This window comes from Streptomyces sp. NPDC020192 (genome assembly GCF_044388685.1).
Classification (GTDB): domain Bacteria; phylum Actinomycetota; class Actinomycetes; order Streptomycetales; family Streptomycetaceae; genus Streptomyces.
The window spans coordinates 1-25,178 of the sequence record NZ_JBIRXG010000036.1; the positions used below are offsets into that span (position 1 = coordinate 1).

The window sequence follows — 25,178 nt, forward strand, 5'->3', positions numbered from 1 at the left end:
CTTTGTACTCACCCTCTCGGGCTTTCCTCCGGGCGCTTCCCTTCGATCTTGCGTTTCCGACTCTATCAGACCTTTTCTCGATCCGATTTCCTCGGTGCTTTCCGGGTTCCCCGCGTTCTTTCGCGGTTTTCCTTTCCGGCGGTTCCGACTTTATCAGAAGTTCTGAGTCGGTTTTCCCACCCGGTCCGGGGCACCCGTGTCCAGCGCATGAAGTGCTGGGGTTCCCGGTTGGGCAGAGCCGTAAACCTACTGGAGCGGGGCGCCTCGATGCAAATCGAGGCGCCCCGCTCCGGGTTCGCGTCGGCCAGGAGCCGACGGGGCGTCAGACCTCCACGACCACCGGGAGGATCATCGGCCTGCGGCGATAGGTGTCCGAGACCCACTTGCCGAGGGTGCGCCGGATGAGCTGCTGGAGCTGGTGGGGCTCCACGACGCCGTCCTGGGCGGACCTCTCCAGCACCTCGGTGATCTTCGGGATCACGTCAGCGAAGACCGAGTCGTCGATGCCGGAGCCGCGGGCCTGGACGTGCGGGCCGCCCGTGATCTTGCCGGTGGAGGCGTCCACGACCACGAAGACCGAGATGATGCCCTCGTCACCGAGGATCTTGCGGTCCTTCAGGGCCGGCTCGCCGACGTCGCCGACGGAGAGGCCGTCGACGTAGACGTAACCCGCCTGGACCTTGCCGGAGATCTTGGCCTTGCCCTCGATCAGGTCGACCACCACGCCGTCCTCGGCGATGACGATCCGGTCGTGCGGCACGCCCGTCAGTGCGCCCAGTTCGGCGTTCGCCCGCAGATGGCGCCATTCGCCGTGCACCGGCATCAGGTTCTTCGGGCGGCAGATGTTGTAGAAGTACAGCAGCTCGCCCGCCGAGGCGTGGCCGGAAACGTGCACCTTGGCGTTGCCCTTGTGGACGACGTTGGCGCCCCAGCGGGTCAGGCCGTTGATCACGCGGTAGACCGCGTTCTCGTTGCCGGGGATGAGGGAGGACGCCAGGATCACCGTGTCGCCGTCGACGATGCGGATCTGGTGGTCCCTGTTGGCCATGCGCGACAGGGCCGCCATCGGCTCGCCCTGGGAGCCCGTGCAGACCAGGACCACCTCGTCGTCGGGGAGGTCGTCCAGCGTCTTGACGTCGACCACCAGGCCGGGCGGGACCTTCAGATAGCCGAGGTCGCGGGCGATGCCCATGTTGCGGACCATGGAGCGGCCGACGAAGGCGACCCGGCGGCCGTACTCGTGGGCGGCGTCCAGAATCTGCTGGATGCGGTGGACATGGCTGGCGAAGCTCGCCACGATGATCCGCTTGCGGGCGCTCGCGAAGACCTGGCGCAGGACGTTGGAGATGTCCCGCTCGTGCGGGGTGAAGCCCGGGACCTCGGCGTTCGTGGAGTCGGTGAGCAGGAGGTCGATGCCCTCCTGGCTCAGCCGCGCGAAGGCGTGCAGGTCGGTGAGGCGGTTGTCCAGCGGGAGCTGGTCCATCTTGAAGTCGCCGGTGTGCACGGCCATGCCGGCGGGCGTGCGGATGGCGACGGCCAGGGCGTCCGGGATGGAGTGGTTGACGGCGACGAACTCGCAGTCGAAGGGGCCGATGCGCTCGCGGTTCCCCTCGGCCACCTCCAGGGTGTACGGGCGGATCCGGTGCTCCTGGAGCTTGGCCTCGATCAGGGCGAGGGTCAGCTTGGAGCCGATCAGCGGGATGTCCGGCTTCTCGCGGAGCAGGAACGGGACACCGCCGATGTGGTCCTCGTGGCCATGGGTCAGGACGATGCCCTCGATGTCGTCGAGGCGGTCCCGGACGGACGTGAAGTCCGGCAGGATCAGGTCGATTCCGGGCTGCTCCTCCTCGGGGAAGAGCACTCCGCAGTCGACGATCAGAAGGCGGCCGCCGTACTCGAAGACCGTCATGTTTCGGCCGATCTCGCCGAGACCGCCGAGCGGGGTGACCCGCAGGCCACCCTCGGGGAGCGGCGGGGGTGGGCCGAGTTCGGGATGCGGATGACTCAAAAGACTCTCCTCACCACACGCGCCACGTACCGGTCGGCACGTGGCGCGTGAGACGTTCGTGCATGAGCAGTTGTCGTTGTGGGTGCGGGCACCGGTGGCCCGCTGGTTCGTTCGCTCTTCTGTTGTCTCTTTGGTTGTCTCTTCAGTTATGAAGCTTGTGAAGCGCGGGTGGTGCCAAGTCTGTTGTCAGAGATGTACCCCGCCGGCGGCAAGATCGATCTTGAGTTGGGCGATCTCCTCGGGCGAGCACTCGACCATGGGCGAGCGCAGCGGCCCGGCGGGCAGGCCCTGGAGGGCGAGGGCGGCCTTGGTGGTCATGACGCCCTGGGTGCGGAACATGCCGGTGTAGACCGGGAGCAGCTTCTGGTGGATCTCGGTGGCCTTGACGACGTCACCGGAGACGTACGCGTCGACGAGGGCGCGCAGGTCGGGGGTGACGAGGTGGCCGACGACCGAGACGAAGCCGACCGCGCCCACGGAGAGCAGGGGGAGGTTCAGCATGTCGTCGCCGGAGTACCAGGCGAGGCCGGACTGGGCGATGGCCCAGCTCGCTCGGCCGAGGTCGCCCTTGGCGTCCTTGTTGGCGACGATCCGGGGGTGCTCGGCGAGCCGGACGAGCGTCTCGGTGTTGATCGGGACGCCGCTGCGGCCGGGGATGTCGTAGAGCATGACCGGCAGGCCGGTGGCGTCCGCGACGGCAGTGAAGTGGCGGTACAGGCCCTCCTGCGGGGGCTTGTTGTAGTACGGCGTGACGACGAGGAGGCCGTGGGCGCCGACGCGCTCGGCCTCGCGGGCCAGCTCGAGGCTGTGGTGGGTGTCGTTGGTGCCGACGCCGGCGACGACGTGGGCGCGGTCGCCGACCGCCTCCAGTACGGCTCGTACCAGGTCCGATTTCTCCGCGTCCGTGGTGGTGGGGGACTCGCCGGTGGTGCCGTTGATGATCAGGCCGTCGTTGCCTGCGTCCACCAGGTGGGCGGCGAGCCGCTGCGCGCCGTCGAGGTCGAGTGCGCCGTCCGCCGTGAAGGGCGTGACCATGGCGGTGAGGACCCGCCCGAAGGGGGTCTGCGGAGTCGAGGTCGGAGCCATGGGTAACACGCTACTCGGTGCTCCGTGCGGGGTCTGCCCGTGGGGTGCCGGGAAGGTCAGGACAAATGCGGATCCCGGCACTGCCTGCTCGGGGGTTCAAGCAGTGCCGGGTCCGTTTGATCAGGCTAGATGAACTTCTCTAAATGCCGCAATACGGACACTTCGCCAGGCTGATCCGTACATCCGTTCCGAGTGGGGGAACAAGGCTTCGTAGACCCGTCGTCGACCTTCGCAGGCCGGTTACGGGGCCACACGCCCGTTCGCGTTGAAGGCGGCGTACGTCAGCGGCATGAGCCTGGCCCACTCCGCCTCCATCTTCTCGCCGACCATCTCGATCTCCCGCTGCGGGAAGGACGGCACCTTGGCCAGCTCGTGCTGGGTGCGCAGGCCGAGGAAGTGCATCAGGGAGCGGGCGTTGCAGGTGGCGTACATCGAGGAGAACAGGCCGACGGGGAGCACCGAGCGGGCGACCTCGCGGGCGACGCCCTCGGCGAGGAGCTTCTGGTACGCCGTGTACGCCTGCTCGTAGGACTCCGCCAGGGTGCTGCTCACCGTCTCGTGCTGGGCCGGGGTGCCCTCGACGAAGACGTACTTGCCGGGGCGGCCCTCCTGGACGAGCTTGCGGGAGGTGCCGGGGACGTAGAAGACCGGCTCGAGCTCGCGGTAGCGGCCGGACTCCTCGTTGTACGACCAGCCGACGCGGTGCCGCATGAACTCGCGGAAGACGAAGATCGGGGCGCTGATGAAGAAGGTCATCGAGTTGTGCTCGAACGGGCTGCCGTGCCGGTCGCGCATCAGGTAGTTGATCAGGCCCTTGGAGCGCTCGGGGTCCTTCTTCAGCTCGTCCAGGGACTGCTCGCCGAGCGTGGAGACGCGGGCGGCGAAGAGGACGTCGGCATCCGACGCGCTGGACTTCACGAGCTCGACGGTGACGTCACTGCGCAGGGTGAGCGACTCGGGGGTGGTCACGGGGGTCCTTCCCATCACTTCTTCAGGTTCGCGCCCACTGTACGGGGCGCCTCTGACAGCGCCGAACGGTGACCGTGCCGTGACCTTGTCGATGATTTTTTCGGACATGGGCACCTTTTCCGTTACTCGAGCGTCTGTATCAGTGAGGCCTGAGAGTTCGGCTTCGAGAGATTCGAGAGGAGAGGTACCTCCCATGTTCCGTCGGCGTGAGCCCGTGCCCTTCGCCTTCCTGGCCGAGGCGGACAGGTTCCGCAGCAATGTCGCTCCCCCACCGCGCCGGCGTGCGTCCGCCGGGCAGATAGCCGGGCGCTGGCTGCTGGGCCTCACCATCGTCGCCGGGCTCGTGGGCTCGCTGGTGCTCGGCATGCCGGCGCTGTCCACTCCGCCCAGTACGCCCGTGCAGCAGTCGCAGGCCTCCGACGGGCACTGACCCTTCCGGCGGTCCAAGGGTGGTGGGCGAGAACACGGCCGGATAGCCTCACCGGGCACAGCCCACGCAAGGACTGAGTGAGGACCAGCCGTGCCCCTGCCCTTCCTGACGGCCGACCGCACCTTCGAGGCCGCCGCCGAGAGCGCGTTGCCCTACGACGACCGGGAGCGCTGGCGGCGCCCCTACCGCCCCGGGCCCTGGCGGGTGGGCGTGGCCGCACTGGTGCTGCTGGCGGCCTCCTTCGTGCTGTTCGCCGCGGTCGCCGTCGCCCTGACCGGCTCGGTGACCTCCGCCGGGGCGGTCCTCGGCGCGGCGCTCGTGGTCATCGCGGGTGCGCTGCGGCTGCTGCGCATGGGCGTGTGGGTCAGCGAGCACGGGCTGCGCCAGGTCGGCTTCCTGGTGACGCGTACGGTGCCGTGGGCGCGGGTGGTCTCGGTGCGGACGGTGCAGCGGCCGGTGCGCTGGCTGGGACTGCCCCGGACGGTGCAGGGGCAGGCGCTGGCCCTGGTGCGGGCGGACCGGCCCGCCGAGGAGACGACGCCGCTGCTGACCACGCACACACTGGACTTCCTGGGCCGCCCGGCCGCGTTCGACCGGGCCGCGGACATGGTGGAGGCGTGGGCTGCGGAGTGTGGTCCCGGGCGCGGCTGACTGAACGGTGCCCTGTGCTGGTGCCGGCCGGGGGTGGGGTCGGGCGCGGCTCACCGGGAGGTGCCGCCTTGCTTCGGGTCGGGAGCCGCCCCGGCGGCACGACTGCCCTCAGCTGCACAGGGTCGGCTCAGGCCTCGACAGACCGTCCGTCCTGCAGGGCGATCGCCCGTTGCATCGCCTTGCGGGCGCGGGGGGTGTCGCGGGCGTCGTGGTAGGCGATGGCCAGGCGGAACCAGCAGCGCCAGTCGTCGGGGGACGCCTCGGTCTCGGCCTTGCGCTTGGCGAAGACCTCGTCGGCCGAGTCGCGGTCGATCCGGCCGCTGGGCAGGCGCTTCAGCTCGTCCACGGGCAGGCCGCCCTCGGCTTCGAGCAGGGCGGCGAGGGCGTTGGCCTTGCGGACGAACTGGGTGTTCTGCCACAGGAACCACAGGCCGATGCCCGGCAGGATCAGGACCGCGACCCCGAAGGTGACGGTCAGGACCGTGCCGGTCTGGATGAGCATGACGCCGCGGCTGCCGACCAGGACGAAGTAGAAGACCAGGACGGCGGCCGTGACGAGGTAGGTGATCTTCGCGCGCATCGGGGAGTCAGTCTCAGCTCAGGTCCAGGAAGTGCTCCAGGCCGAAGGTCAGGCCCGGAGTGGTCACCACGCGGCGGGCGCCGAGCAGGATGCCCGGCATGAAGCTGCTGTGGTGCAGGGAGTCGTGGCGGATGGTGAGGGTCTCGCCCTCGCCGCCGAGCAGCACCTCCTGGTGGGCCAGCAGGCCGCGCAGGCGGACCGCGTGGACCGGGATGCCGTCGACGTTCGCGCCCCTCGCGCCCTCCAGGGCCGTCTCCGTGGCGTCCGGCGCCGGGGCCGTACCGGCCGCCCGGCGGGCCTCGGCGATCAGCTGAGCCGTGCGGGTGGCCGTACCGCTCGGCGCGTCCACCTTCTTCGGGTGGTGCAGCTCGACCACCTCGACCGACTCGAAGTACGGCGCGGCGATCTGCGCGAACTTCATGGTCAGGACGGCGCCGATGGAGAAGTTCGGCGCGATGAGCACACCGGTCTGCGGGGACTCGGCCAGCCACCCCGTCAGCCGCGTGAGGCGCTCCTCGGTCCAGCCCGTCGTACCGACGACCGCGTGGATGCCGTGGCGCACGCAGTAGTCGAGGTTGTCCATGACGGAGTCGGGGGTGGTCAGCTCCACGGCGACCTGGGCGCCGGTCTCCGCCAGCGTCTCCAGCTTGTCGCCCCGGCCGAGGGCGGCGACCAGCTCCATGTCCTCGGCGGCCTCGACCGCCCGGACCGCCTCGGACCCGATCCGGCCCCTGGCACCGAGGACCGCCACACGCAGCTTGCTCATCTTCTTCGTTCCTTACGGGAGGTGTGTCAGGCGACGGCGTCGTGCAGGCGTGCGGCCTGTTTGTCCTTGAGCGGGCCGATGACCGACAGCGACGGGCGCTGTCCCAGGATGTCGCGGGCGACCGAGCGGACCTCGTCCGGGGTGACCGCCGCTATCCGGTCCAGCATGTCGTCGACGGACATCTGCTCGCCCCAGCACAGCTCGCTCTTGCCGATACGGTTCATCAGCGCGCCGGTGTCCTCCAGGCCGAGGACGGTGGAGCCGCGGAGCTGGCCGACGGCGCGGGCGATCTCGTCGTCGGTGAGGCCATTGGCGGCGACGTGGTCGAGTTCGTCCCGGCAGATCTTCAGCACGTCGTGCACCTGGCTCGGCCGGCAGCCGGCGTACACCCCGAACAGGCCGCAGTCGGCGAAGCCGGACGTGTACGAGTACACGCTGTAGGCGAGGCCGCGCTTCTCCCGGACCTCCTGGAAGAGGCGGGAGGACATGCCACCGCCGAGGGCGGTGTTGAGCACGCCCATGGCCCAGCGGCGGTCGTCGGTACGGGCGAGGCCCGGCATCCCGAGGACGACATGCGCCTGCTCGGTCTTGCGGCCGAGCAGCTCGACCTTGCCGGAGGTGCGGATCGTACGGCGGCCGTCGCGCGGGGCGATGGGCCGTGCGCCCGTGTCCCTGAGGGCGCCCGCCTTCTCGAAGGCCGCGCGGACCTGTCGTACGACCTTGTTGTGGTCGATGTTGCCGGCGCAGGCGACCACGAGGTGGGTCGGGTCGTAGTGCTTCTTGTAGAAGCGGCGGATGCGGTCGGCGCTGAGGGCGTTGACCGTGTCGACCGTGCCGAGGACCGGGCGGCCGAGGGCGTTGTCGCCGAACATGGTGTGCGCGAACAGGTCGTGCACACAGTCGCCCGGATCGTCCTCGGTCATGGCGATCTCCTCGAGGATCGCGCCGCGCTCGACGTCGACGTCCTCCTCGAGGATCAGCGAGCCGGTCAGCATGTCGCAGACGACGTCGATGGCGAGCGGCAGGTCGGTGTCGAGCACGCGCGCGTAGTAGCACGTGTACTCCTTCGCCGTGAACGCGTTCATCTCGCCGCCGACGGCGTCGAGGGCGGCGGAGATGTCCAGCGCGCTGCGCCGCTCGGTGCCCTTGAAGAGCAGGTGTTCCAGGTAGTGCGTGGCGCCGTTCAGGGCCGGGGTCTCGTCGCGGGAGCCGACGTGCGCCCAGATACCGAAGGTCGCGGAGCGGACCGAGGGCAGGGTCTCGGTGACGATGCGCAGGCCGCCCGGGAGGGTGGTCTTGCGGACCGTACCGATGCCGCCCGTGCCCTTGATGAGGGTTTGGGTACGGGCGACGGCCCGCGCCTCCGAAGAGGGGCGGGCCGTCACCTTGGAGCTACGGGACGTCACTGCTCGGCGTCGTCCTTGTTCTCGTCGTTGCCTTCCTCGCCCTCGATCACCGGAACGAGGGAGAGCTTGCCGCGGGAGTCGATCTCGGCGATCTCGACCTGGACCTTCTGGCCCACGCCGAGGACGTCCTCGACGTTCTCCACGCGCTTGCCGCCGGCGAGCTTGCGGATCTGCGAGATGTGCAGCAGACCGTCCTTGCCGGGCAGCAGGGAGACGAACGCACCGAAGGTGGTCGTCTTCACGACCGTACCGAGGTAGCGCTCGCCGACCTCGGGCATCGTCGGGTTGGCGATGCCGTTGATCGTGGCGCGGGCGGCCTCGGCGGAGGGGCCGTCGGCGGCACCGATGTAGATCGTGCCGTCGTCCTCGATGGTGATCTCGGCGCCCGTGTCCTCCTGGATCTGGTTGATCATCTTGCCCTTGGGGCCGATGACCTCACCGATCTTGTCGACCGGGATCTTGACGGTGATGATCCGCGGAGCGTGCGGGCTCATCTCGTCGGGCCGGTCGATGGCCTCCATCATCACGTCGAGGATGTGCAGGCGGGCGTCGCGGGCCTGCTTGAGGGCCGCGGCCAGGACGGAGGCCGGGATGCCGTCCAGCTTGGTGTCGAGCTGGAGGGCGGTCACGAACTCCTTGGTGCCGGCGACCTTGAAGTCCATGTCGCCGAAGGCGTCCTCCGCACCGAGGATGTCGGTGAGGGTGACGTAGTGCGTCTCGCCGTCGATCTCCTGGGAGATCAGGCCCATGGCGATACCGGCGACCGGGGCCTTCAGCGGCACACCGGCGTTCAGCAGCGACATGGTGGAGGCGCAGACCGAGCCCATGGACGTCGAGCCGTTGGAGCCGAGGGCCTCGGACACCTGGCGGATCGCGTACGGGAACTCCTCGCGCGTCGGCAGCACCGGCACGAGCGCGCGCTCGGCGAGGGCGCCGTGGCCGATCTCCCGGCGCTTCGGGGAGCCGACGCGGCCGGTCTCACCGGTGGAGTACGGCGGGAAGTTGTAGTTGTGCATGTAGCGCTTGCGGGTCACCGGGGAGAGGGTGTCCAGCTGCTGCTCCATGCGGAGCATGTTGAGGGTGGTGACGCCCAGGATCTGGGTCTCGCCACGCTCGAACAGCGCGGAACCGTGCACCCGCGGGATGGCCTCGACCTCGGCGGCGAGGGTACGGATGTCCGTGACCCCACGGCCGTCGATGCGCTTCTTCTCCTTGATCACGCGCTCGCGGACCAGCTGCTTGGTGAGCGAGCGGTACGCGGCGGAGATCTCCTTCTCGCGGCCCTCGAACTCCGGCAGGAGCTTCTCGGCGGCCAGACCCTTGACGCGGTCCAGCTCGGCCTCGCGCTCCTGCTTGCCGGCGATGGTGAGCGCCTGGGCCAGCTCGGGGCGGACGGCGGCCGTCAGGGCCTCGAAGACGTCGTCCTGGTAGTCCAGGAAGATCGGGAACTCGGCGGTCGGCTTCGCGGCCTTGGCGGCGAGGTCGGCCTGGGCGCGGCAGAGCACCTTGATGAAGGGCTTCGCGGCGTCCAGACCGGCGGCGACGACCTCCTCGGTCGGCGCCTCGGCGCCGCCCTCGACGAGCTTGATGGTGCCGTCGGTGGCCTCGGCCTCGACCATCATGATCGCGACGTCGCCGTCCTCCAGGACGCGACCGGCGACGACCATGTCGAAGACGGCGTCCTCGAGCTCGGTGTGCGTCGGGAAGGCGACCCACTGGCCGCGGATCAGCGCGACGCGGACGCCGCCGATCGGGCCGGAGAAGGGCAGACCGGCCAGCTGCGTGGACGCGGAGGCGGCGTTGATCGCCACGACGTCGTACAGGTGGTCGGGGTTGAGCGCCATGATCGTGGCGACGACCTGGATCTCGTTGCGCAGGCCCTTCTTGAAGGACGGGCGCAGCGGGCGGTCGATGAGACGGCAGGTGAGGATGGCGTCCTCGGAGGGACGGCCCTCACGGCGGAAGAAGCTGCCGGGGATCTTGCCGGCGGCGTACATCCGCTCCTCGACGTCCACCGTCAGCGGGAAGAAGTCGAGCTGGTCCTTGGGGTTCTTGGAGGCGGTGGTGGCCGACAGCACCATGGTGTCGTCGTCCAGGTACGCCACGGCGGAGCCGGCGGCCTGCTTGGCCAGGCGGCCCGTCTCGAAGCGGATGGTGCGGGTGCCGAAGGCGCCGTTGTCGATGACGGCCTCGGCGTAGTGGGTCTCGTTCTCCACTAGCGTTTTCTCCGTTACGTATCGTCTTTCGTCCCTTGGCTGCCCGTGTGGCAGGGGGACGGTGGCGGAGAAGCGCGCCGTCTGGTGCGGGCCGGTCTTCGATCGAAGCACCCGGGGCTCGCTTCCCCCCGGGGGCCACTACCGAGGACCGGCGGCGGCGAGGAGCGCTTCTCCTCGTTCTCTGTTTCTCTGTCCTGCGTTCCGTGTCGTGCGTAGTGCTACCACACTACAAAGCGGGTGTGACACTCCGCACGTTTCCCGCATACGGCAGCCCGCATACGGCAAAGGGAGCGGTCCCCGAGTCCTTCGGGAACCGCTCCCTTCACGGCGTCTTACTTGGCGCCCGCCGCACCACGGCGGATGCCGAGGCGGTCGACCAGCGTACGGAAGCGCTGGATGTCCTTCTTCGCCAGGTACTGGAGAAGGCGGCGGCGCTGACCGACGAGGATCAGCAGGCCACGACGGGAGTGGTGGTCGTGCTTGTGCGCCTTGAGGTGCTCGGTCAGGTCGGAGATCCGACGGGAGAGCATGGCGACCTGGACCTCGGGGGAGCCGGTGTCACCCTCCTTGGTACCGAACTCGGCGATGATCTGCTTCTTCGTAGCGGCGTCGAGCGACACGCGTACTCCTCATAGTCTGTTGAGTGCCACCGAGTGCCCCTGGTCTACGTCTCGGGGGAGCTTCCGTTACTCGGGAGGCGGGGATCCGCTGGGCGCGGCCACCAGAACCTGCGGTTCCGGGGGTGCGTACACAAACGGCCGTCAGCCAGAGTACCAGGAGGTGGCGGGCACTCTTCCCCCGGCCGGCGAACCACCCCGGTCAGCCGCCCCCCACCACTAGGGTGAACGCCGGAACGAACCGTACGCCGGGAAGGGGTCGCTGCACGATGGCGGAGACGGAAGCGGAGATCAAGGCGCGCAAGGAGCGGGAGCGGGACGAGCTGTACGCGCTCGACATCTCGGGCGTCGAGTGGCACTGCGCCCCGGGCACCGAGGAACACGAGGAGCGCGTCGAGATCGCGTACCTGCCCGACGGGGCGGTGGCCATGCGCTCCTCCCTCGACCACGACACCGTGCTGCGCTACACCGAGGCGGAGTGGCGCGCGTTCGTGCTGGGGGCCCGGGACGGGGAGTTCGACCTGGAGCCTGCGGAGGGGAACGGGGGGCTCTCGGGGCAGTGAGCGGAACGTGACAAAGGGCGGCACGCGTGTGTGCCGCCCTTTTCTGCAACGCGGGTTCCCTAGCTGGTCATCGCGCGCGCCCGGGCGTACACGTCGAACACGGCCAGCGCCAGCGGGATCAGCGTGAGCAGAACGAAGCTCTCGGCGATCTCCAGGAAGCGCCCCCAGAAGGGGGTGACACCGCGCCGCGGGGTGATCAGACCGATCGCGGTGACCAGGGCAGTGGCCGCGCCGACCGCCGCGGCGAGCCAGATGCTGCGGATGTCCAGGGAGGTGGTGTCGCCCCGGAAGGCATCGAGCAGGTAGCCCTTGGGCGGGTTCAGGGCGAGCCCGAGCCCGAGGAAGACGATCGCGGCGAGGCCCGCGGCCAGGGTGGCCCCGACCTGGGCCGTGTAACGGAACAGGTGCGCCCGCATGAGCATCGCCACGCCGGTCGCGAGGGCGAGCAGCTGAGCCCACATGTTGCTGGAGAAGCCGAGGACGATCGACGCGCCCACGGCGACCAGGGCACAGCCCCCGACGAGGCCGACGAGCAGTTCGTGGCCGCGCCGGGCCTGGGCGGCCACACGCTCGATGTCCACGGGCTCCTGGGGCGCGGGCTCGCCGGTGTCGTAACCGCCGCGGGCCGGGTTGGGCGGTTCGAAGCCGATGGGCAGCCGTGCGAAGCGCATCGACAGGCCCGGCAGGAAGGCCAGTGCCACGACGGACAGCGGGGCGCAGACGGCAGCCGTTTCGATGGGCTTCAGATCGGTGAGGGTCGCGACGAAGGTGGTGATCACACCGATGACGGAGGCGAAGAGGAAGGCCACGAAGGGTCCGTCACCGCCCGGTGACACCAGGGTGAGCGCCAGGGCGGCGACGAGGACCGCCGTGCAGGCGAGCAGGAACTGCAGCCGGCCGATGCCCTCGCCGCTGGAGAGCGACAGCAGCCCCGAGCCGGCCACGGCGACGTTCGGCAGGGCGCCGAGTCCCAGCGCGACGGCGGAGCCTCGGTCGTCGTACACACGCGCGCGTACGCAGGCGAGGGTGATCAGCAGGACGCCGGTGACACCCGCGATGATGCCCTGCAGGCTGTGCATGTCGTGGCGGACCTGGGAGCTCCAGGCCACGAACGCGAGCAGCGCGGGCAGGATGCCGCCCGCGACGAGGCCGGCGGCACGGGTGAGGTCACCGCTCCACAGGGTGCGGTCGCGGGTGACGGCGGAAGCCACCGCCTCGGAGACGTCGTCGAGGACGGCGGGCGGCAGCGACTCCGCGAACGGGCGCAGAGTGAGCAACTCGCCGTCAAGAATGCGCTGCGCCGTGAAGGACCGGGCGCCGTCGAGGACCGTGCCGTCACGGCGTACGAGGTGGTAGCCGACCGGAGCACCCTCGGCGGGGCTCTGCTGGGACAGGCGCAGGATCTCCGGGTACAGGTCGGCGACCGGCACGTCGTCGGGCAGCGCCACGTCGATACGGCTGTCCGGCGCCACGATGGTGACCCGGCAGAAGCCGAATCCCATGCCTGCCCCGGAAGGGGCTCCGGTGCCCGGTCCACCGGTCGCGCCGGCAGGCGCGGAGGCCGTCATGCTCACCTGCTGTTCCCCCTCATCGGTGATGGGCGGTCCACGGTGTTGCCGCGCACCTTCCGCCCGTAAAAATCCTGTGTAGGTTGTGCGGCGCCGCACGCCCAGCCGGTGGACCGAGCGGTCGCATCCGGGGTTTGCGGGGAGACGCTTCCCGCGAACCGTTGCATATTGCCCGGGTTTTCCCGGAACGATTCGCAACTGCTCACGCGTCTCACCGGCACCCTACCGCCCGCCGTTGCCGGTGCTTGTCAGTAGGATCGCGCTTCGCGATCGACGTTCGCCTGACACGGGGCGGCGGACGAAACATCTCGGTCCGGCAAGGGAATTGGTGCGTAGTGAGCCACATCGTCGTCAAGCGCCCACCACGGGCACTGCCGAAGGAAGTGCCCACAGACGAGGTCGTACTGCAGACTCCGCCGGAACTTCCGCGCGGCCAGCAGGAAGGCGCTTGGATGCAGCTCCTGCCCATGCTCGGAATGGGCGGATCCGTGGTGTTCTTCTTCAACCCGCAGGCCCAGCCCTTCATGAAGATCATGGGGCTGCTCATGGTGGCCTCGACGATCGCCATGGGCATCTCGATGCTCGTCCGCTACCGCCGCGGCAACCAGGGGCAGATGGCCGACCTGCGGCGTGACTACCTCCGCTATCTGTCGCAGACCCGGCGCGGCGCCATGGACACCGCGAAGGCCCAGCGCGACGCCCAGTTCTATCTGCACCCTTCGCCGGAGCAACTGTGGGCGCTGGTCGCCGAGGGCAGCCGGGTGTGGGAGCGGCGCTCCGGCGACGAGGACTTCGGACAGGTGCGTGTGGGTCTCGGCCCGCAGGCCCTGGCCACTCCCCTGATCCCGCCGCAGACCGCCCCGGTCGACGAGTTGGAGCCGCTGACCGCAGGCGCCATGCAGCGCTTCCTGGCCACGCACAGCACCCTTGACGACCTGCCGATGGCGGTCTCGCTGCGGGCCTTCTACCACGTGACGATCAGCGGCGAGCCGGGCACCGTTCGGGGCACCGCCCGCGCCGTCGCCGCTTCCCTCGCCTCCCTGCAGTCCCCCGAAGACCTGGTCATCGCCGTCGTCACCGGGCGCGAGTCGGCGCCCGAGTGGGAGTGGGCCAAGTGGCTCCCGCACGTGCAGGCCCCGGGCCTCGCCGACGGCGCCGGCAGCATGCGCCTGATCACCACGGACCCGACGGAGCTGGAGGACCGGCTCTCCTCCCGTCTTCAGGGCCGCCCGCGCTTCCACCCCGCCGGACCCCCCGTTCCTGAGCAGCCGCACCTGGTGGTCGTGCTCGACGGCGTATCCCTGCCGCCCACGTCACTGCTGGCCAGCCCCGAGGGTCTGCAGGGCGTGACCGTGCTGGAGGTCGTGCCCGGCGACCTCACCATCGGTCGCGGTGACCTGTCCGTCGTCGTCCAACCCATGGAACTGCGCCTGGAGTCGGCGCACGGCATGGTCTACGAGGGGACGCCGGACGTCCTGTCGTACGAGGCCGCGGAGGCTCTTTCGCGCCAGCTGGCACCGTTGCGGATGGCCTCGGGCGGAGATGACGACGAACCACTGCTCGCCAACCTGGAGTTCACTGATCTGCTGAACCTGGGCGACGCGGCCTCGGTCGACCCGAAGCGGACATGGCGGCCGCGTTCGCAGTCGGAGCGGCTGCGGGTGGCGATCGGTCTCGGTGAAGACGGCCGGCCCGTGATGCTCGACCTCAAGGAGGCCGCGCAGGAGGGAATGGGCCCGCACGGTCTGTGCGTCGGCGCGACCGGTTCCGGCAAGTCGGAGCTGCTGCGCACCCTGGTGCTGGGCCTCGCGGTCACGCACTCCTCCGAGACCCTGAACTTCGTCCTCGCGGACTTCAAGGGCGGCGCGACCTTCGCCGGCATGGCCCAGATGCCGCACGTGGCGGCGGTCATCACCAACCTGGCCGACGACCTCACCCTGGTCGACCGCATGGGCGACTCGATCCGTGGTGAGCTGAACCGCCGCCAGGAGATGCTGCGCGACGCGGGCAACTACGCCAACATCCACGACTACGAGAAGGCGCGCGCGGCAGGCGCCCCGCTCCAGCCGATCCCGTCCCTCGTCCTGGTGATCGACGAGTTCAGCGAACTGCTCACCGCCAAGCCGGACTTCATCGAGATGTTCGTGCAGATCGGCCGCATCGGCCGTTCGCTGGGCGTGCACCTGCTGCTGGCCTCGCAGCGCCTGGAGGAGGGCCGACTGCGCGGCCTCGAGACATATCTGTCGTACCGCATCGGTCTGCGCACCTTCTCGGCGGCCGAGTCCCGAGCCGCACTCGGCGTCCCGGACGCCTATGAACTCCCGAACGTCCCCGGTTCCGGCTTCCTGAAGTACGGCACGGACGAGATGGTGCGCTTCAAGGCGGCCTACGTCTCCGGGGTGTATCGCACGAGCTCGCAGCAGGCCGCTGCGCTCGGCGGCCCGCTGCCCGTCGACCGCAGGCCGGTCCTCTTCACTGCGGCCGAGGTGCCGGTCCAGTACGCGCCGGTCCCGCAGCAGCGCCAAACGGCGGCCGAGGCGCAGCAGGACGACGCGCTCGCCGACACCGTGCTCGACGTCATCGTGCGGCGTCTGGAGGCACAGGGCCCGGCCGCCCACCAGGTGTGGCTGCCCCCACTGGACAGCCCGCCGTCGCTCGACGCGCTGCTGTCGGGGCTCGCCCCGGTACCCGGCCGCGGTATGACCCAGCCCGGCTACGAGGGCGCAGGCCGGCTCGTCATCCCGGCCGGCCTCATCGACAAGCCGTACGAGCAGCGACGCGATCCGCTGTGGATCGACTTCGGCGGCGCGGCCGGCCACATGCAGATCATCGGCGGTCCGCAGTCCGGCAAGTCGACGCTGGTGCGCTCGATCATCGCGTCGTTCGCGCTCACTCACACCCCGTGGGAAGTGCAGTTCTACGGCCTGGACTTCGGTGGTGGCGGTATGGCCGCGGTGGCCGGCCTGCCGCACGTGGGCGGGGTCGCCTCGCGTCTGGACCCCGAGAAGGTCCGGCGTACGGCGGCCGAGGTGTACGGCGTGATGACCCGTCGCGAGGAGTACTTCCGCTCGTCGGGCATCTCCTCCATCGCCGAGTTCCGCTCGCGTCGCGCGCGTGGCGAGATCTCGGTGACCGACCAGCCGTGGGGCGACGTCTTCCTGGTCATCGACGGCTGGGGCAACTTCAAGACGGACTACGAGGCCCTGGAGCCGCTGGTTCTGGACATCGCCGCGCGCGGCCTGGGTTACGGCATCCACCTCATCCTCACGGCCTCGCGCTCGATGGAGGTCCGCGCGAACCTCAAGGACCACCTGATGAACCGCCTCGAGCTGCGGCTGGGCGATCCCATGGACTCGGAGATCGACCGCAGGGTCGCGGCCAACGTCCCCACCGGGGTACCGGGCCGCGGTCTGACCCCGCAGAAGCAGCACCTCATGGCAGCGGTTCCGCGCATCGACGGCCTCTCCTCCGACACCGACCTCGCCGAGGCGACGACCGCCCTCGCGGCCGAGGTCACCCGCCACTGGCAGGAGCCGGGCGCGCCGAAGGTACGGCTGCTGCCCCGCGAGTTTCCCGCGGCTCAGCTGCCGCCGGGCGACCGTTTCCCGGACAGGGGCATCTCCTTCGCCCTGGACGAGGACAACCTCGAGCCGGTATTCGTGGACTTCGAACAGGACCCGTTCTTCTTGGTGTTCGGCGAGAGCGAGTCCGGCAAGTCGAACCTGCTGAGGCTGCTGATCAAGCGCCTCACCGAGCGGTACGACGGCCAGGCGTGCAAGCTGTTCGTCGTCGACAACCGCCGCTCGCTGCTCGGCGTGACGCCGGACTCGCACCTGGCCGAGTACATCCCCATGTCGAACCAGATGCAGCACCACATGGACGCGCTGGCCGACCTGATGCAGCGCCGTACACCGACGGCCGACGTGACCCCGGAACAGTTGCGCAACCGCAGCTGGTGGCGGGGCCCCACGGTGTACGTCGTCATCGACGACTACGACCTGGTGTCCACATCGAGCGGCAATCCGCTCGCGGGTCTGACGGAACTGCTGCCGTTCGCCCGCGACGTCGGTGTCCGGTTCATCATCGCGCGCTCCACGGCGGGCGCGGGACGTGCCGGCTACGAGTCCTTCATGCAGCGCATCAAGGAACTCGGCGCCCAGGGTTTGGTGCTCGCGGGCGATCCGGCCGAGGGTGAGCTGCTGGGCGGAGTGCGGCCGCGGCCGATGCCCGCGGGACGGGGCATCTTCGTGTCCCGGAAGCGGGGCAAACCGATGGTGCAGGTCGGACTCGTGGAGTCGTAGACGACCTGTTTCCCGGAGGGCCGTTCCTGGAACGGCTCCCGCCCACCCGGATGCCGCGGACCATGTCGGTCCGCGGCATCTTGCCGTTTTGAACAGTTTTTGAAAGGACTTGAAGTGGAGGCCTTGTAGGTAATCGGGATTGCCGCTCTCCCCCTTCTCACGTGCTGCTATTTTTACCGTCGCTAGACGATCTGGATGGAAGCGCTAGACGGTCCAGATGGAAATCGATGACCGAGCAGGCACTGCGCGGGGGATGATCACTCATGGCATGGGACGAGTGGGAGCAGCTCAAGGCGGACGCCCAGTCGCGTCAGCAGGGCGGGGCGACGCACATGCGGCTCAACCAGTTGCCGGACGGTCCCGGAGGGGGTTCCGCAGCGCTCCCGAGCCAGACCGGTGACCTCAAGGTCACCCAGCACGACCTGGCGAAGATCGGCAGTGAGGCGCACACCCTCTACAACCACCTGTGGGACAAGGCCCGGCTGTCCAACACCAGCGTGGACTCGGCGGCGAGCGACCTGACGACCCAGGGCTTCGCCCTCGGCGCGGGGCTCCAGCACGTGTCGAACCAGTGGGACACACAGCTCAACTCCCTGATGGACGCGTGCGCCCAGATCTCCAACCACATGCAGGTCACCAAGAAGATCCACGCGGGCGACGATGCGTACTTCCAGCGGCAGATGAGCAGCATCGACACCCTCGACGCCGGCTTCGACGAGCGCGTCGGGAAGCCGGGGGACCACAACCCGGTCTACGGGTCCTCGGGCTCGCAGAAGAAGCACTGATCACGACGCACAACGGGGACGCCCACTCATGGATCTCAACGCTCTGCGCTTCGCCAACTTCAAGCTGCTCGACGACGCCGTCGAGGACTGGGGACATATCGTCCGGAACCTCAAGGAATTGGCGGAGGACGCCGAGAAAGGCCTGCATCAAGCCGCGAACAAGGCCGACTGGGCCGGTATGAACCGCCAGGTGACCAAGGAGTTCATAGGCAAGACGGCCGGGGAGTTCCAGGATGCCCACACCCAGGCCCAGACCATCCACGACATCCTGAACGACACCGCCGGAGAACTGAAGGGCTATCAGAAAGAGCTCACCGGGGCGATCGAACGCGGGCTGAAGAAGAACCTGACGGTGATGGACACCGGCAAGGGCACCTTCACCGTGACCATGAACGTCCACCCCGACCGTGCCGCGTCCGGGTACACCCCACCCGAGCACGACGAGCACGACGTCACCGCCCTCCGTGACGAGGTCGAGAAGATCCTCAGCAAGGCCACCGAGAGCGACAACTCGGCGAAGGCGGTACTCACGGCCCTCGTCGACCAGACCGACTACGGCTTCTCGGACGCGACCTACAAGGACCGCGACGCCGCCGCCGACGCCCTCAAGGCAGCGGACGAGCTGGCCGCCCTCGCCAAGAAGGACCCCGAGAAGCTGACGCCCGAGGAGTTCGACAAGCTCAGCGCCGGGCTGCAGGAGCACGCCGGCGACCCGCTGTTCGCGGAGCGTTTCGCCACCGATCTCGGGCCGCAGAAGACCCTCGAGTTCTGGGCGGGCATCAACGATCCCCACAAGGCGGCCCAGTTGGGGCATGAGCGGGTCGACAAGTACGGCGACCTGCAGCGCAACCTGAGCTTGACGCTCGCCGCCGCCTCGCAGAGCGACTCGATCGCCATGACCGAGTGGAAGGGCAGGATGATCGCCCTCGGTGACCAGCCGATCGGCGGGCAGATAGGGCCCATGGGCTTCCAGGTCATGAGCAACCTCATGCGGGCCGGTGACTACGACGACCAGTTCCTCAAGAGCTACGGCACCGCTCTCATGACCACTGAGCGCAAGCTCAGCGGCAATGGTGAGCACCCCAACCTGGCCTGGCAGCACATGGGCGTGGACCCGTGGCTCAACCGCATGGGCGACGACAGCGGCGACGACCCGTTGACCGGTTACCTGAAGGCACTGTCCAACAGCCCGGACGCGGCGACGGACTTCTTCAACGAGGAGTACCTGCCCAAGGGAGGGGACCACAAGGAGGCCGTCTCCAACTTCACGTACCTCTTCGAGGACCGCGAGTGGCCCAAGGAGACGGACCTCAAGGGCGACGACATCCACCCCGGGCAGAACAACCTGGCCATGGCCCTCGAGGCAGCCACGACCGGGCACCCGGCGGGCGAACTGCCGACGGCGGACACCCCGGCGCACAACGATCAGCAGGCCAAGCTCATGGCGAGCGTCGTCGCGTCCGTCAGCGACGACCCCGACCGCCTGACCAAGAACGGCTACATGTCCGACAGCATCGGGCAGATGGCGTCGGAATACCTTCCCGACATCAACCGGGCCACGACCGACGTGAAGCCGGATGCGGACTCCGAGCAGTGGCAGCAGATCGAGAAGCTCTTCCCCGTCGCTGGCGCGTCGGCGGACATGAACCACGCCGACGTGTCCCGGTTCCTGATCGCCGTCGGCCAGAACCCCGAGGGTTACTCCGCCGTGGAGGTCGGCCAGAAGAACTACATGGCGAACCTCATGGACTACCACATGAATCCGGACCTGCCCGAGGAGCAGCGGTACGGGCAGAGCATGGAGAACACCGTCAAGGAGATCTCCCGGCGGTCCGCAGAAGTCGGAGGCTGCCTGGCCATCGGCCGCCAGGAGGCCGTGCTGGGTCCCGCAAAGGAAGCGGACGAAGACTACAACCACGCCGTCTCCCAGTGGCAGAACGTGGCGAACGGCGTCATCGGCACGGGTATCGGAGTGGGGACGAGTTTTATCGCGAGCCCCGTCGCTGGTGCCGCTGCCGGTGGCATCGCCGGCACCGTCAGCGGTGTCGTACTCGGTGAACTGTTCAACGGCGTCGAGGGCAGCAACCTGGAGGACAAGGGCCTCACCTCCGCTCAGCTCTGGGAGGACAGCCGCGAGCGCAATATCGCCCTGGCGCAGAAGGCCGCCACCGAGGCCGCCAAAGCCCACCACTCCCCGTATGCGGGCCAGGTGGGCGAGTGGGCGCGTTACGGCACCCAGGACGGCTTCAACGACGCCTCCACGGATGGCCGACGCATGGCCGACGACCTCCAGACGGAAATCTCCTAGCGAGGAATCGAATCCGATGTCGCACATCCGCCCCCGATCCCCCATGGTCCGCATCGCCGCTGTCTTTGCCGTTGGTCTGACCCTGGCGAGCTGTTCTTCGGAAACTCCGGAGGACAAGCGGGAGTACGCCGTTCCGTCGTCGCTGTGCGGAACGGCCGTGCCTTCCTCGGTTCTTGAACCGCTTCTTCCGGCGGGGAAGAAGATCTCGTCCGTGAAGAGCGGCCCCTCCGGCCTCACCCGTTGCCGACTGGTGGTCGACGGACAGGTTGCCGTCACCGGCATCATCGAACAATGGGAGTCGGGAACCACCCTTGGGAAGGTCGCCTACGGCACCTACGGCCTGCCGTCCGGCAAAGCCAAGAAGGAGACGTCGAACTACATCATTTCCGACTCGACGGCAGTCGGACACGCCTCGTGCGGCAAGCTGCAGAAGGACGGCCACGAGATCTTCACCATGATCCGAAAGGAACACGGCACCGTCGGCACGGCAGCCATGGAGAAGGCCATCACCGAGTTCACCAGTGCGGTGTCCGCGTCAAAGCAGTGCACCGAATCCAGCGCCTGACGGCGCTCAGAACGTCGAAAGAGCGATGACCGAGCTGTCGTGCATGACGAAGACGCGATTTCCGGCGGCGGCCAAGAGGGCGTATTCGGGATCGGGGACCATGTAGCTCCATGGGGTCTTTCCGTCCGAGGCCCGCACGGCGTTGATCGACAGCTGGGGCCCGGCCCCCGTGCTGGCGTTGCCAAACGTCCAGACAGCGTGGCCCTGTCCTACCAGAAGGCTCCCGTAACTCGCGTTCTGCAACGCATACCACCGCACCTTACCGTCGTGCTTGTCCAGGCAATTGGTGGTGTCACCCGCGTTCGCATAGACCGCATCCGCGTACACCGCGGGAATGCCCCACTTGTACCCGTCGGTCGACCAGTCGTCGAGCTTGGTGTTCCATATCCTCTTCCCGTCGCTGAGTCGGCGGGCGTCCAGGGACTTGCCGTTGATGTAGACCATGTCGTCGTGGACGGCCGGGCGGACCGCGATGTCCTGGTCCTGGTCCATACGGGTCCATGCCGTGCTGCCATTGCTGGTGTGCACCACGAGCACGGTCCCGTCCGTGGTCGACATGACCAGCCTGCCCTGGCCGACGGCGGCCGGGCTGAGCAGCTTCCCTCGGAAGTCGGCGGGAACGGCCACAGTCCAGCGGACTTTGGCATCGGAGCGGTTCACACTGCGAAGCCGGTGGTCGCTCGTCACGAAATACACCGCGTCGTCGTCGGCCGCGAGCAGTCTCGCCGCCTCCGCTGCCGGGCACGTCCACTTGGGTTCGCCGGTGGAGGGCACAAAAGTCCGCAGGACACCCTTGTCGTCGGCTCCGATGACCAGCCGGTCGGAAAGCGACAGATACCCGTTGTTCGCGCTGAGGTGAGGCGCGCTCCAGCGGCGCTTGCCGTTGGTGACGTCGAATCCCGCGATGCCGCCGGCCGCGGCTCCGAAGACAATGACGTCCCCGACCGGCAGCAGAGTCCGGGAGTAGGCGTCCGCCTCCCCGTGCGCTTCCCAGAGATCCGTCGGCTGGACGTCGTCACTGAACGGGGCCTTTACGCCCTTGGTGTCCAGCCTCTGCATGGGGACAGGCACTGCCGGAGGAATGTCGAAGGGGCCGCTCCTCTTCGATCCGCCCCGCCGTCCGAACCACCATGCCGCCGTGCCACCCCCGCCCGCCAGGACCACGCCTCCGGCGGCGAACCCGGTGAGCAGACGCCTGCGAGTGACGGGCGGAGCCGTCTCGATCCTGACCGGCACGGTCAGCCGACGGGCCGCGGCCTCCCGCTCCCTGATGGCGTCGGCGACCGGTCCGCGCCGCCACACCCGGTCGGCCCCCTTGGGCGCCGCCATGGCCTGGACGATCTGGAGCGGGGCGGGACGCGCAGTGGCGTCCTTGGCGAGGCAGGGCGCGATCAGAGCCTGCGTCTTCGGATCGATGCCAGCGAATTGGGGTTCCTCATGCACCACCGCGTACTGCACGGCCGCGACATGCGAGCCCTCGTACGCCCGTCTGCCGGTGGCCGCGTAGACCAGCACCGCGCCGAGCGAGAACACGTCCGCCGAAGGGGCCACCCGCTGTCCGAGAACCTGCTCGGGGGCGCCGTACCCCGGAGTGACGGGCACCTGCCCGGTCGTGGTCAGGGTCAACCCGTGCTCGGGCCGGGCGATACCGAAGTCGATGATGCGCGGCCCGGCCGAGGTGAGCACGATGTTGGGCGGCTTCAAGTCGCGGTGGATGAAGCCGGCGGCATGGATGTCGGCGAGGGTCCGGGCAAGCGCGGTGGCAAGGGCACGCAGAGCCAGCTCGTCGAGAGGACCGTAAGTGTCGACAGCCTGGTCCAGGGTGAGCCCCGCGAGGAACTCGGTGGCGATCCACGGCCGTCCCCCCTCGGTCCACGCGCCGAGCACGTTCGCGATGCCGTTGCTCCACACCGCCTGGGCGGCCTGCGCCTCGCGCACGAACCGCCGGGCGAGGTTGGTGTCGTGGGTGAGCTCGGGTCTGAGCACCTTGACGGCGGCCAGGCTGCCGGTGCCGTCCTGGCCGACGTAGACCTTGCCCATGCCGCCTTCGCCGAGAACGCCGAGCACGCGATACGGACCGAGGCGGAGTGGGTCGCCGGTACCGAGGGGTTTCATGGTGGGTCCTTCTGCCCGAGGGAGATCGGGTTCACGTCACTGGAGGGGATAGGCAGTCAGGTATTGGCTGTCCACGCTGAGGACCAGCTTCGAGTCCTCGTCCGCGTAGAACTGCTTGCCACTCGTCTGGTACGTCAGCGAAGTCCTGTGGTTCGACAGGCTGATCGCCCGCAGCAGGGTCCCGTTCTTGTAGTACGCACAGCGGGTGCCGAGCACGGGCGGCCAGGAGGTGGACGCCTCGGCCACCTCCCCGCCCTGCTCGGTCCAGAGCACCTTTCCGCTGCGCGCGTCCACCGCCGTCAGACCGGCGCCGGCACCCACGGCGTACAGCACACCCGCCTTGAGCACCGGTGGACCGTATGCGCGTTCTGTCGAGGTCTTCCAGGCCACGGACCCGTCGCTCAGCCGCAGCGCCCAGAGCCGGCTCCCACCGAGATACAGATGATCGCTGTCCGCGGCGATCCCGCCCCGCAGGATGTCCGGGTCGTCGACGTCGTACGGCCGCTCCCACACGACGGATCCGGTCGAGGCGTCCCGTACGACGACGTGGACGGTCAGCTCCTTCACCTCCTGGAGGGTCACCAGGAGGTTGCCGATGGCCTTCGCGGCGAGGAAGTGCAACCTCTTGCTTTCGTCGGGCCGTGTGGGCAGTGGCTTCGACCACAGCGGCTTGCCGGTGCCGATGTCGACGGCGCGAAGTGTGAAGGTCTGCGCGGGCGAGAAGTAGCCGACTTCACGGTACTTTCCGTTGCCTACGGCGACGTATGCGGCGCGGTCTGTGACGCAGAGGAGCTGATGCGTCTCGAGCTCGTCATTGGTGGCCGTGAACCGGGCCAGGGTCTTGACGGGCTTTCCGCTCCTCGGATCGGCGGTCTGGAGGGTGACGGCGGACCCGATCTCGCTGTCGGTTTCTTCCCTCAACGGCAGCCAGTAGAGCCGGCCACCCGCCACGAGCGTCTCCCAGCCGCGCGCACCCGGGTAGGCCTCCCACTTACGGGCCCCGCTCGCCGGACTGAGGCCTTCGGTCACATATCCCGTGGGAACGACGATCACCCCGCCGATCGCCTGGGGGACGACCAGGCCGAATTCATCAGTGGCCGAGAGGCTGAAGGCGTACGTCCACAGCGGCTCGATGTTCCGCGTCTTGCGAGCGCTGTCCTGCGCGGCCGTACCGCTGCCGCCCCGCGCTGCGGCGCGCTCCTGCCACCACCACGCACCCCCGCCCACCGCCGCGCCGACGGCCAGTACTCCGCCGACGGCCAGGAACCTGCGCCGTGACGGGGGAGCGCCGGCCGTGGCAGTGCCGGCAGCGCCCTCCGGCCCGACCGCCGGTGCGGGCAGGCGCTGCGGCACCACGCGCCAGACGTCGGCTGCCCGACGCCCGATGTCCGCGAGCAGCTCGGGGGGCAGATGCTCAGCGAACTCGCCTTTCCCATCATGGAGTTGGGACGCCAGCTGCGCCGCAGTAGGCCGTTCCGCCGGTTCCTTGGCCAGACAGTGGGCCAGCACCGGTACGAGCGCGGCCGGTACACCGCCGAGGTCCGCCTCCGCGTACCGCACCCGGTACAGCAGATCAGCCGCCTGCCCGTTTCCGAAGGGGCCATGTCCGGTGGCGGCGTACACCAGCACTCCGGCGAGCGCGAACACATCACCGGCCGCGTCGTGCTCCTGCCCGGTCGCCTGCTCCGGCGACATGAAGGCCGGTGTACCGACGGCGGCACCTGCGCGGGTCAGCCGGTCGTCGCCGATCGCGCGCGCGATGCCGAAGTCGATGACCTTCGGCCCGTAGGCGGTGAGAAGGATGTTGGACGGCTTGAGGTCGCGGTGCACGACGTCCGACCGGTGCAGCTGACCGAGCGCCGAGCACAGGGCTGCGCCCAGGGCCCGTACGGACTGTTCGGGCAGCGGTCCCCCGACCTCGACGGCCTCGTCGAGCGGGGGTCCGAGCACATACTCCGTGGCCAGCCACGGCGTCTTCGCGAGCGGATCCGCGTCCATCACCCGCGCCCCGAACTGCTCGCCGATGACCCGTGCCGCGTCGACCTCCAACCGGAAACGGGTGCGGGCCGCCGGATCGGTGGCGATGGCGGCGTGCATGGTCTTCAGGGCGACGGTACGTCCGCCGGCGGAACGCGCCACGTAGACGGTGCCCATGCCTCCGCTGCCGAGCCGGGCGATGAGCCGGTAGGGGCCGAGAGCGACGGGGTCATCGTGGGTGAGGGGAGTCGGCATCGGGTTCTTGTC

Annotated in this window: 18 protein-coding genes; 7 read left to right on the forward strand and 11 right to left on the reverse strand. The window is 69.0% G+C overall.

All coding sequences use genetic code 11. The annotated features are described in order from the left end of the window. Window positions 1-322: 322 nt before the first annotated feature. The 3 genes from ACH47Z_RS40360 to thyX form a co-directional block, all read right to left on the reverse strand. Window positions 323-2,008 (reverse strand): ribonuclease J, encoded by a 1,686-nt coding sequence (locus ACH47Z_RS40360; protein ID WP_399083378.1) that lies wholly within the window; start codon window positions 2,006-2,008, stop codon window positions 323-325. 186 nt (window positions 2,009-2,194) lie between these two features. Next, window positions 2,195-3,094 carry a 4-hydroxy-tetrahydrodipicolinate synthase gene (dapA, locus tag ACH47Z_RS40365; RefSeq protein ID WP_399083381.1) on the reverse strand — a complete coding sequence of 300 codons (900 nt, stop codon included), beginning with the start codon at window positions 3,092-3,094 and terminating at the stop codon, window positions 2,195-2,197. 240 nt (window positions 3,095-3,334) lie between these two features. Further along, on the reverse strand, window positions 3,335-4,078 hold the full coding sequence (thyX, locus tag ACH47Z_RS40370) for an FAD-dependent thymidylate synthase (protein ID WP_399083384.1): 744 nt from the start codon (window positions 4,076-4,078) through the stop codon (window positions 3,335-3,337). Window positions 4,079-4,256: 178 nt separating this feature from the next. On the opposite strand from thyX, the gene ACH47Z_RS40375 reads away from it, so the two are divergent. Then, on the forward strand, window positions 4,257-4,493 hold the full coding sequence (locus tag ACH47Z_RS40375; protein WP_399083387.1) for a hypothetical protein: 237 nt from the start codon (window positions 4,257-4,259) through the stop codon (window positions 4,491-4,493). Between the two features lie 90 nt (window positions 4,494-4,583). After that, window positions 4,584-5,144 carry a hypothetical protein gene (locus ACH47Z_RS40380; RefSeq protein ID WP_399083390.1) on the forward strand — a complete coding sequence of 187 codons (561 nt, stop codon included), beginning with the start codon at window positions 4,584-4,586 and terminating at the stop codon, window positions 5,142-5,144. Window positions 5,145-5,271: 127 nt separating this feature from the next. On the opposite strand, the gene ACH47Z_RS40385 is transcribed toward ACH47Z_RS40380, so the two are convergent. The 5 genes from ACH47Z_RS40385 to rpsO form a co-directional block, all read right to left on the reverse strand. Further along, complete coding sequence (locus tag ACH47Z_RS40385) at window positions 5,272-5,724, reverse strand: hypothetical protein (RefSeq protein WP_399083393.1); 453 nt, start codon at window positions 5,722-5,724, stop codon at window positions 5,272-5,274. Between the two features lie 13 nt (window positions 5,725-5,737). Then, complete coding sequence (dapB, locus tag ACH47Z_RS40390) at window positions 5,738-6,490, reverse strand: 4-hydroxy-tetrahydrodipicolinate reductase (RefSeq protein WP_399083396.1); 753 nt, start codon at window positions 6,488-6,490, stop codon at window positions 5,738-5,740. Between the two features lie 26 nt (window positions 6,491-6,516). Continuing rightward, complete coding sequence (locus ACH47Z_RS40395; RefSeq protein WP_399083399.1) at window positions 6,517-7,896, reverse strand: M16 family metallopeptidase; 1,380 nt, start codon at window positions 7,894-7,896, stop codon at window positions 6,517-6,519. Then, window positions 7,893-10,112, reverse strand: coding sequence for a polyribonucleotide nucleotidyltransferase (locus tag ACH47Z_RS40400; RefSeq protein WP_399083402.1), 2,220 nt, complete (start codon window positions 10,110-10,112; stop codon window positions 7,893-7,895). The genes ACH47Z_RS40395 and ACH47Z_RS40400 overlap by 4 nt, the downstream gene beginning before the upstream one ends. Before the next feature lie 332 nt (window positions 10,113-10,444). Further along, a complete protein-coding gene (gene rpsO / locus ACH47Z_RS40405) occupies window positions 10,445-10,732 on the reverse strand; it encodes a 30S ribosomal protein S15 (RefSeq protein ID WP_399083405.1) in 288 nt (95 codons plus the stop codon). Between the two features lie 266 nt (window positions 10,733-10,998). On the opposite strand from rpsO, the gene ACH47Z_RS40410 reads away from it, so the two are divergent. Further along, window positions 10,999-11,292, forward strand: coding sequence for a DUF397 domain-containing protein (locus tag ACH47Z_RS40410; protein ID WP_399083408.1), 294 nt, complete (start codon window positions 10,999-11,001; stop codon window positions 11,290-11,292). A gap of 59 nt (window positions 11,293-11,351) precedes the next feature. Here ACH47Z_RS40410 and eccD read toward each other — a convergent pair whose 3' ends face one another. Further along, window positions 11,352-12,860 carry a type VII secretion integral membrane protein EccD gene (gene eccD, locus ACH47Z_RS40415; RefSeq protein ID WP_399083506.1) on the reverse strand — a complete coding sequence of 503 codons (1,509 nt, stop codon included), beginning with the start codon at window positions 12,858-12,860 and terminating at the stop codon, window positions 11,352-11,354. Window positions 12,861-13,195: 335 nt separating this feature from the next. On the opposite strand from eccD, the gene eccCa reads away from it, so the two are divergent. The 4 genes from eccCa (at window position 13,196) to ACH47Z_RS40435 (ending at window position 20,819) form a co-directional block, all read left to right on the forward strand. Then, the gene (gene eccCa / locus ACH47Z_RS40420; RefSeq protein ID WP_399083411.1) at window positions 13,196-17,161 is read left to right on the forward strand and encodes a type VII secretion protein EccCa; all 3,966 of its coding nucleotides are present in this window, start codon (window positions 13,196-13,198) and stop codon (window positions 17,159-17,161) included. Between the two features lie 263 nt (window positions 17,162-17,424). After that, the gene (locus ACH47Z_RS40425) at window positions 17,425-17,946 is read left to right on the forward strand and encodes a hypothetical protein (protein ID WP_399083414.1); all 522 of its coding nucleotides are present in this window, start codon (window positions 17,425-17,427) and stop codon (window positions 17,944-17,946) included. A gap of 28 nt (window positions 17,947-17,974) precedes the next feature. Then, complete coding sequence (locus ACH47Z_RS40430; protein ID WP_399083417.1) at window positions 17,975-20,254, forward strand: hypothetical protein; 2,280 nt, start codon at window positions 17,975-17,977, stop codon at window positions 20,252-20,254. A gap of 16 nt (window positions 20,255-20,270) precedes the next feature. After that, window positions 20,271-20,819, forward strand: coding sequence for a hypothetical protein (locus ACH47Z_RS40435; RefSeq protein WP_399083420.1), 549 nt, complete (start codon window positions 20,271-20,273; stop codon window positions 20,817-20,819). A 6-nt stretch (window positions 20,820-20,825) separates the two neighbouring features. Here ACH47Z_RS40435 and ACH47Z_RS40440 read toward each other — a convergent pair whose 3' ends face one another. Further along, a complete protein-coding gene (locus ACH47Z_RS40440; protein WP_399083423.1) occupies window positions 20,826-22,934 on the reverse strand; it encodes a PQQ-binding-like beta-propeller repeat protein in 2,109 nt (702 codons plus the stop codon). A gap of 36 nt (window positions 22,935-22,970) precedes the next feature. Continuing rightward, window positions 22,971-25,166 (reverse strand): protein kinase, encoded by a 2,196-nt coding sequence (locus tag ACH47Z_RS40445; RefSeq protein WP_399083426.1) that lies wholly within the window; start codon window positions 25,164-25,166, stop codon window positions 22,971-22,973. Window positions 25,167-25,178 lie beyond the last annotated feature (12 nt).

What these genes read in the sequence shown, in the direction of transcription:
- ACH47Z_RS40385 (WP_399083393.1), bottom strand. Translation starts at nt 5,724, where the DNA reads ATGCGCGCGAAGATCACCTACCTCGTCACGGCCGCCGTCCTGGTCTTC.
- eccD (WP_399083506.1), bottom strand. Translation starts at nt 12,860, where the DNA reads ATGACGGCCTCCGCGCCTGCCGGCGCGACCGGTGGACCGGGCACCGGA.
- ACH47Z_RS40375 (WP_399083387.1), top strand. Translation starts at nt 4,257, where the DNA reads ATGTTCCGTCGGCGTGAGCCCGTGCCCTTCGCCTTCCTGGCCGAGGCG.
- ACH47Z_RS40435 (WP_399083420.1), top strand. Translation starts at nt 20,271, where the DNA reads ATGTCGCACATCCGCCCCCGATCCCCCATGGTCCGCATCGCCGCTGTC.
- thyX (WP_399083384.1), bottom strand. Translation starts at nt 4,078, where the DNA reads ATGGGAAGGACCCCCGTGACCACCCCCGAGTCGCTCACCCTGCGCAGT.
- ACH47Z_RS40430 (WP_399083417.1), top strand. Translation starts at nt 17,975, where the DNA reads ATGGATCTCAACGCTCTGCGCTTCGCCAACTTCAAGCTGCTCGACGAC.
- ACH47Z_RS40445 (WP_399083426.1), bottom strand. Translation starts at nt 25,166, where the DNA reads ATGCCGACTCCCCTCACCCACGATGACCCCGTCGCTCTCGGCCCCTAC.
- dapA (WP_399083381.1), bottom strand. Translation starts at nt 3,094, where the DNA reads ATGGCTCCGACCTCGACTCCGCAGACCCCCTTCGGGCGGGTCCTCACC.
- ACH47Z_RS40410 (WP_399083408.1), top strand. Translation starts at nt 10,999, where the DNA reads ATGGCGGAGACGGAAGCGGAGATCAAGGCGCGCAAGGAGCGGGAGCGG.
- ACH47Z_RS40425 (WP_399083414.1), top strand. Translation starts at nt 17,425, where the DNA reads ATGGCATGGGACGAGTGGGAGCAGCTCAAGGCGGACGCCCAGTCGCGT.
- dapB (WP_399083396.1), bottom strand. Translation starts at nt 6,490, where the DNA reads ATGAGCAAGCTGCGTGTGGCGGTCCTCGGTGCCAGGGGCCGGATCGGG.
- ACH47Z_RS40440 (WP_399083423.1), bottom strand. Translation starts at nt 22,934, where the DNA reads ATGAAACCCCTCGGTACCGGCGACCCACTCCGCCTCGGTCCGTATCGC.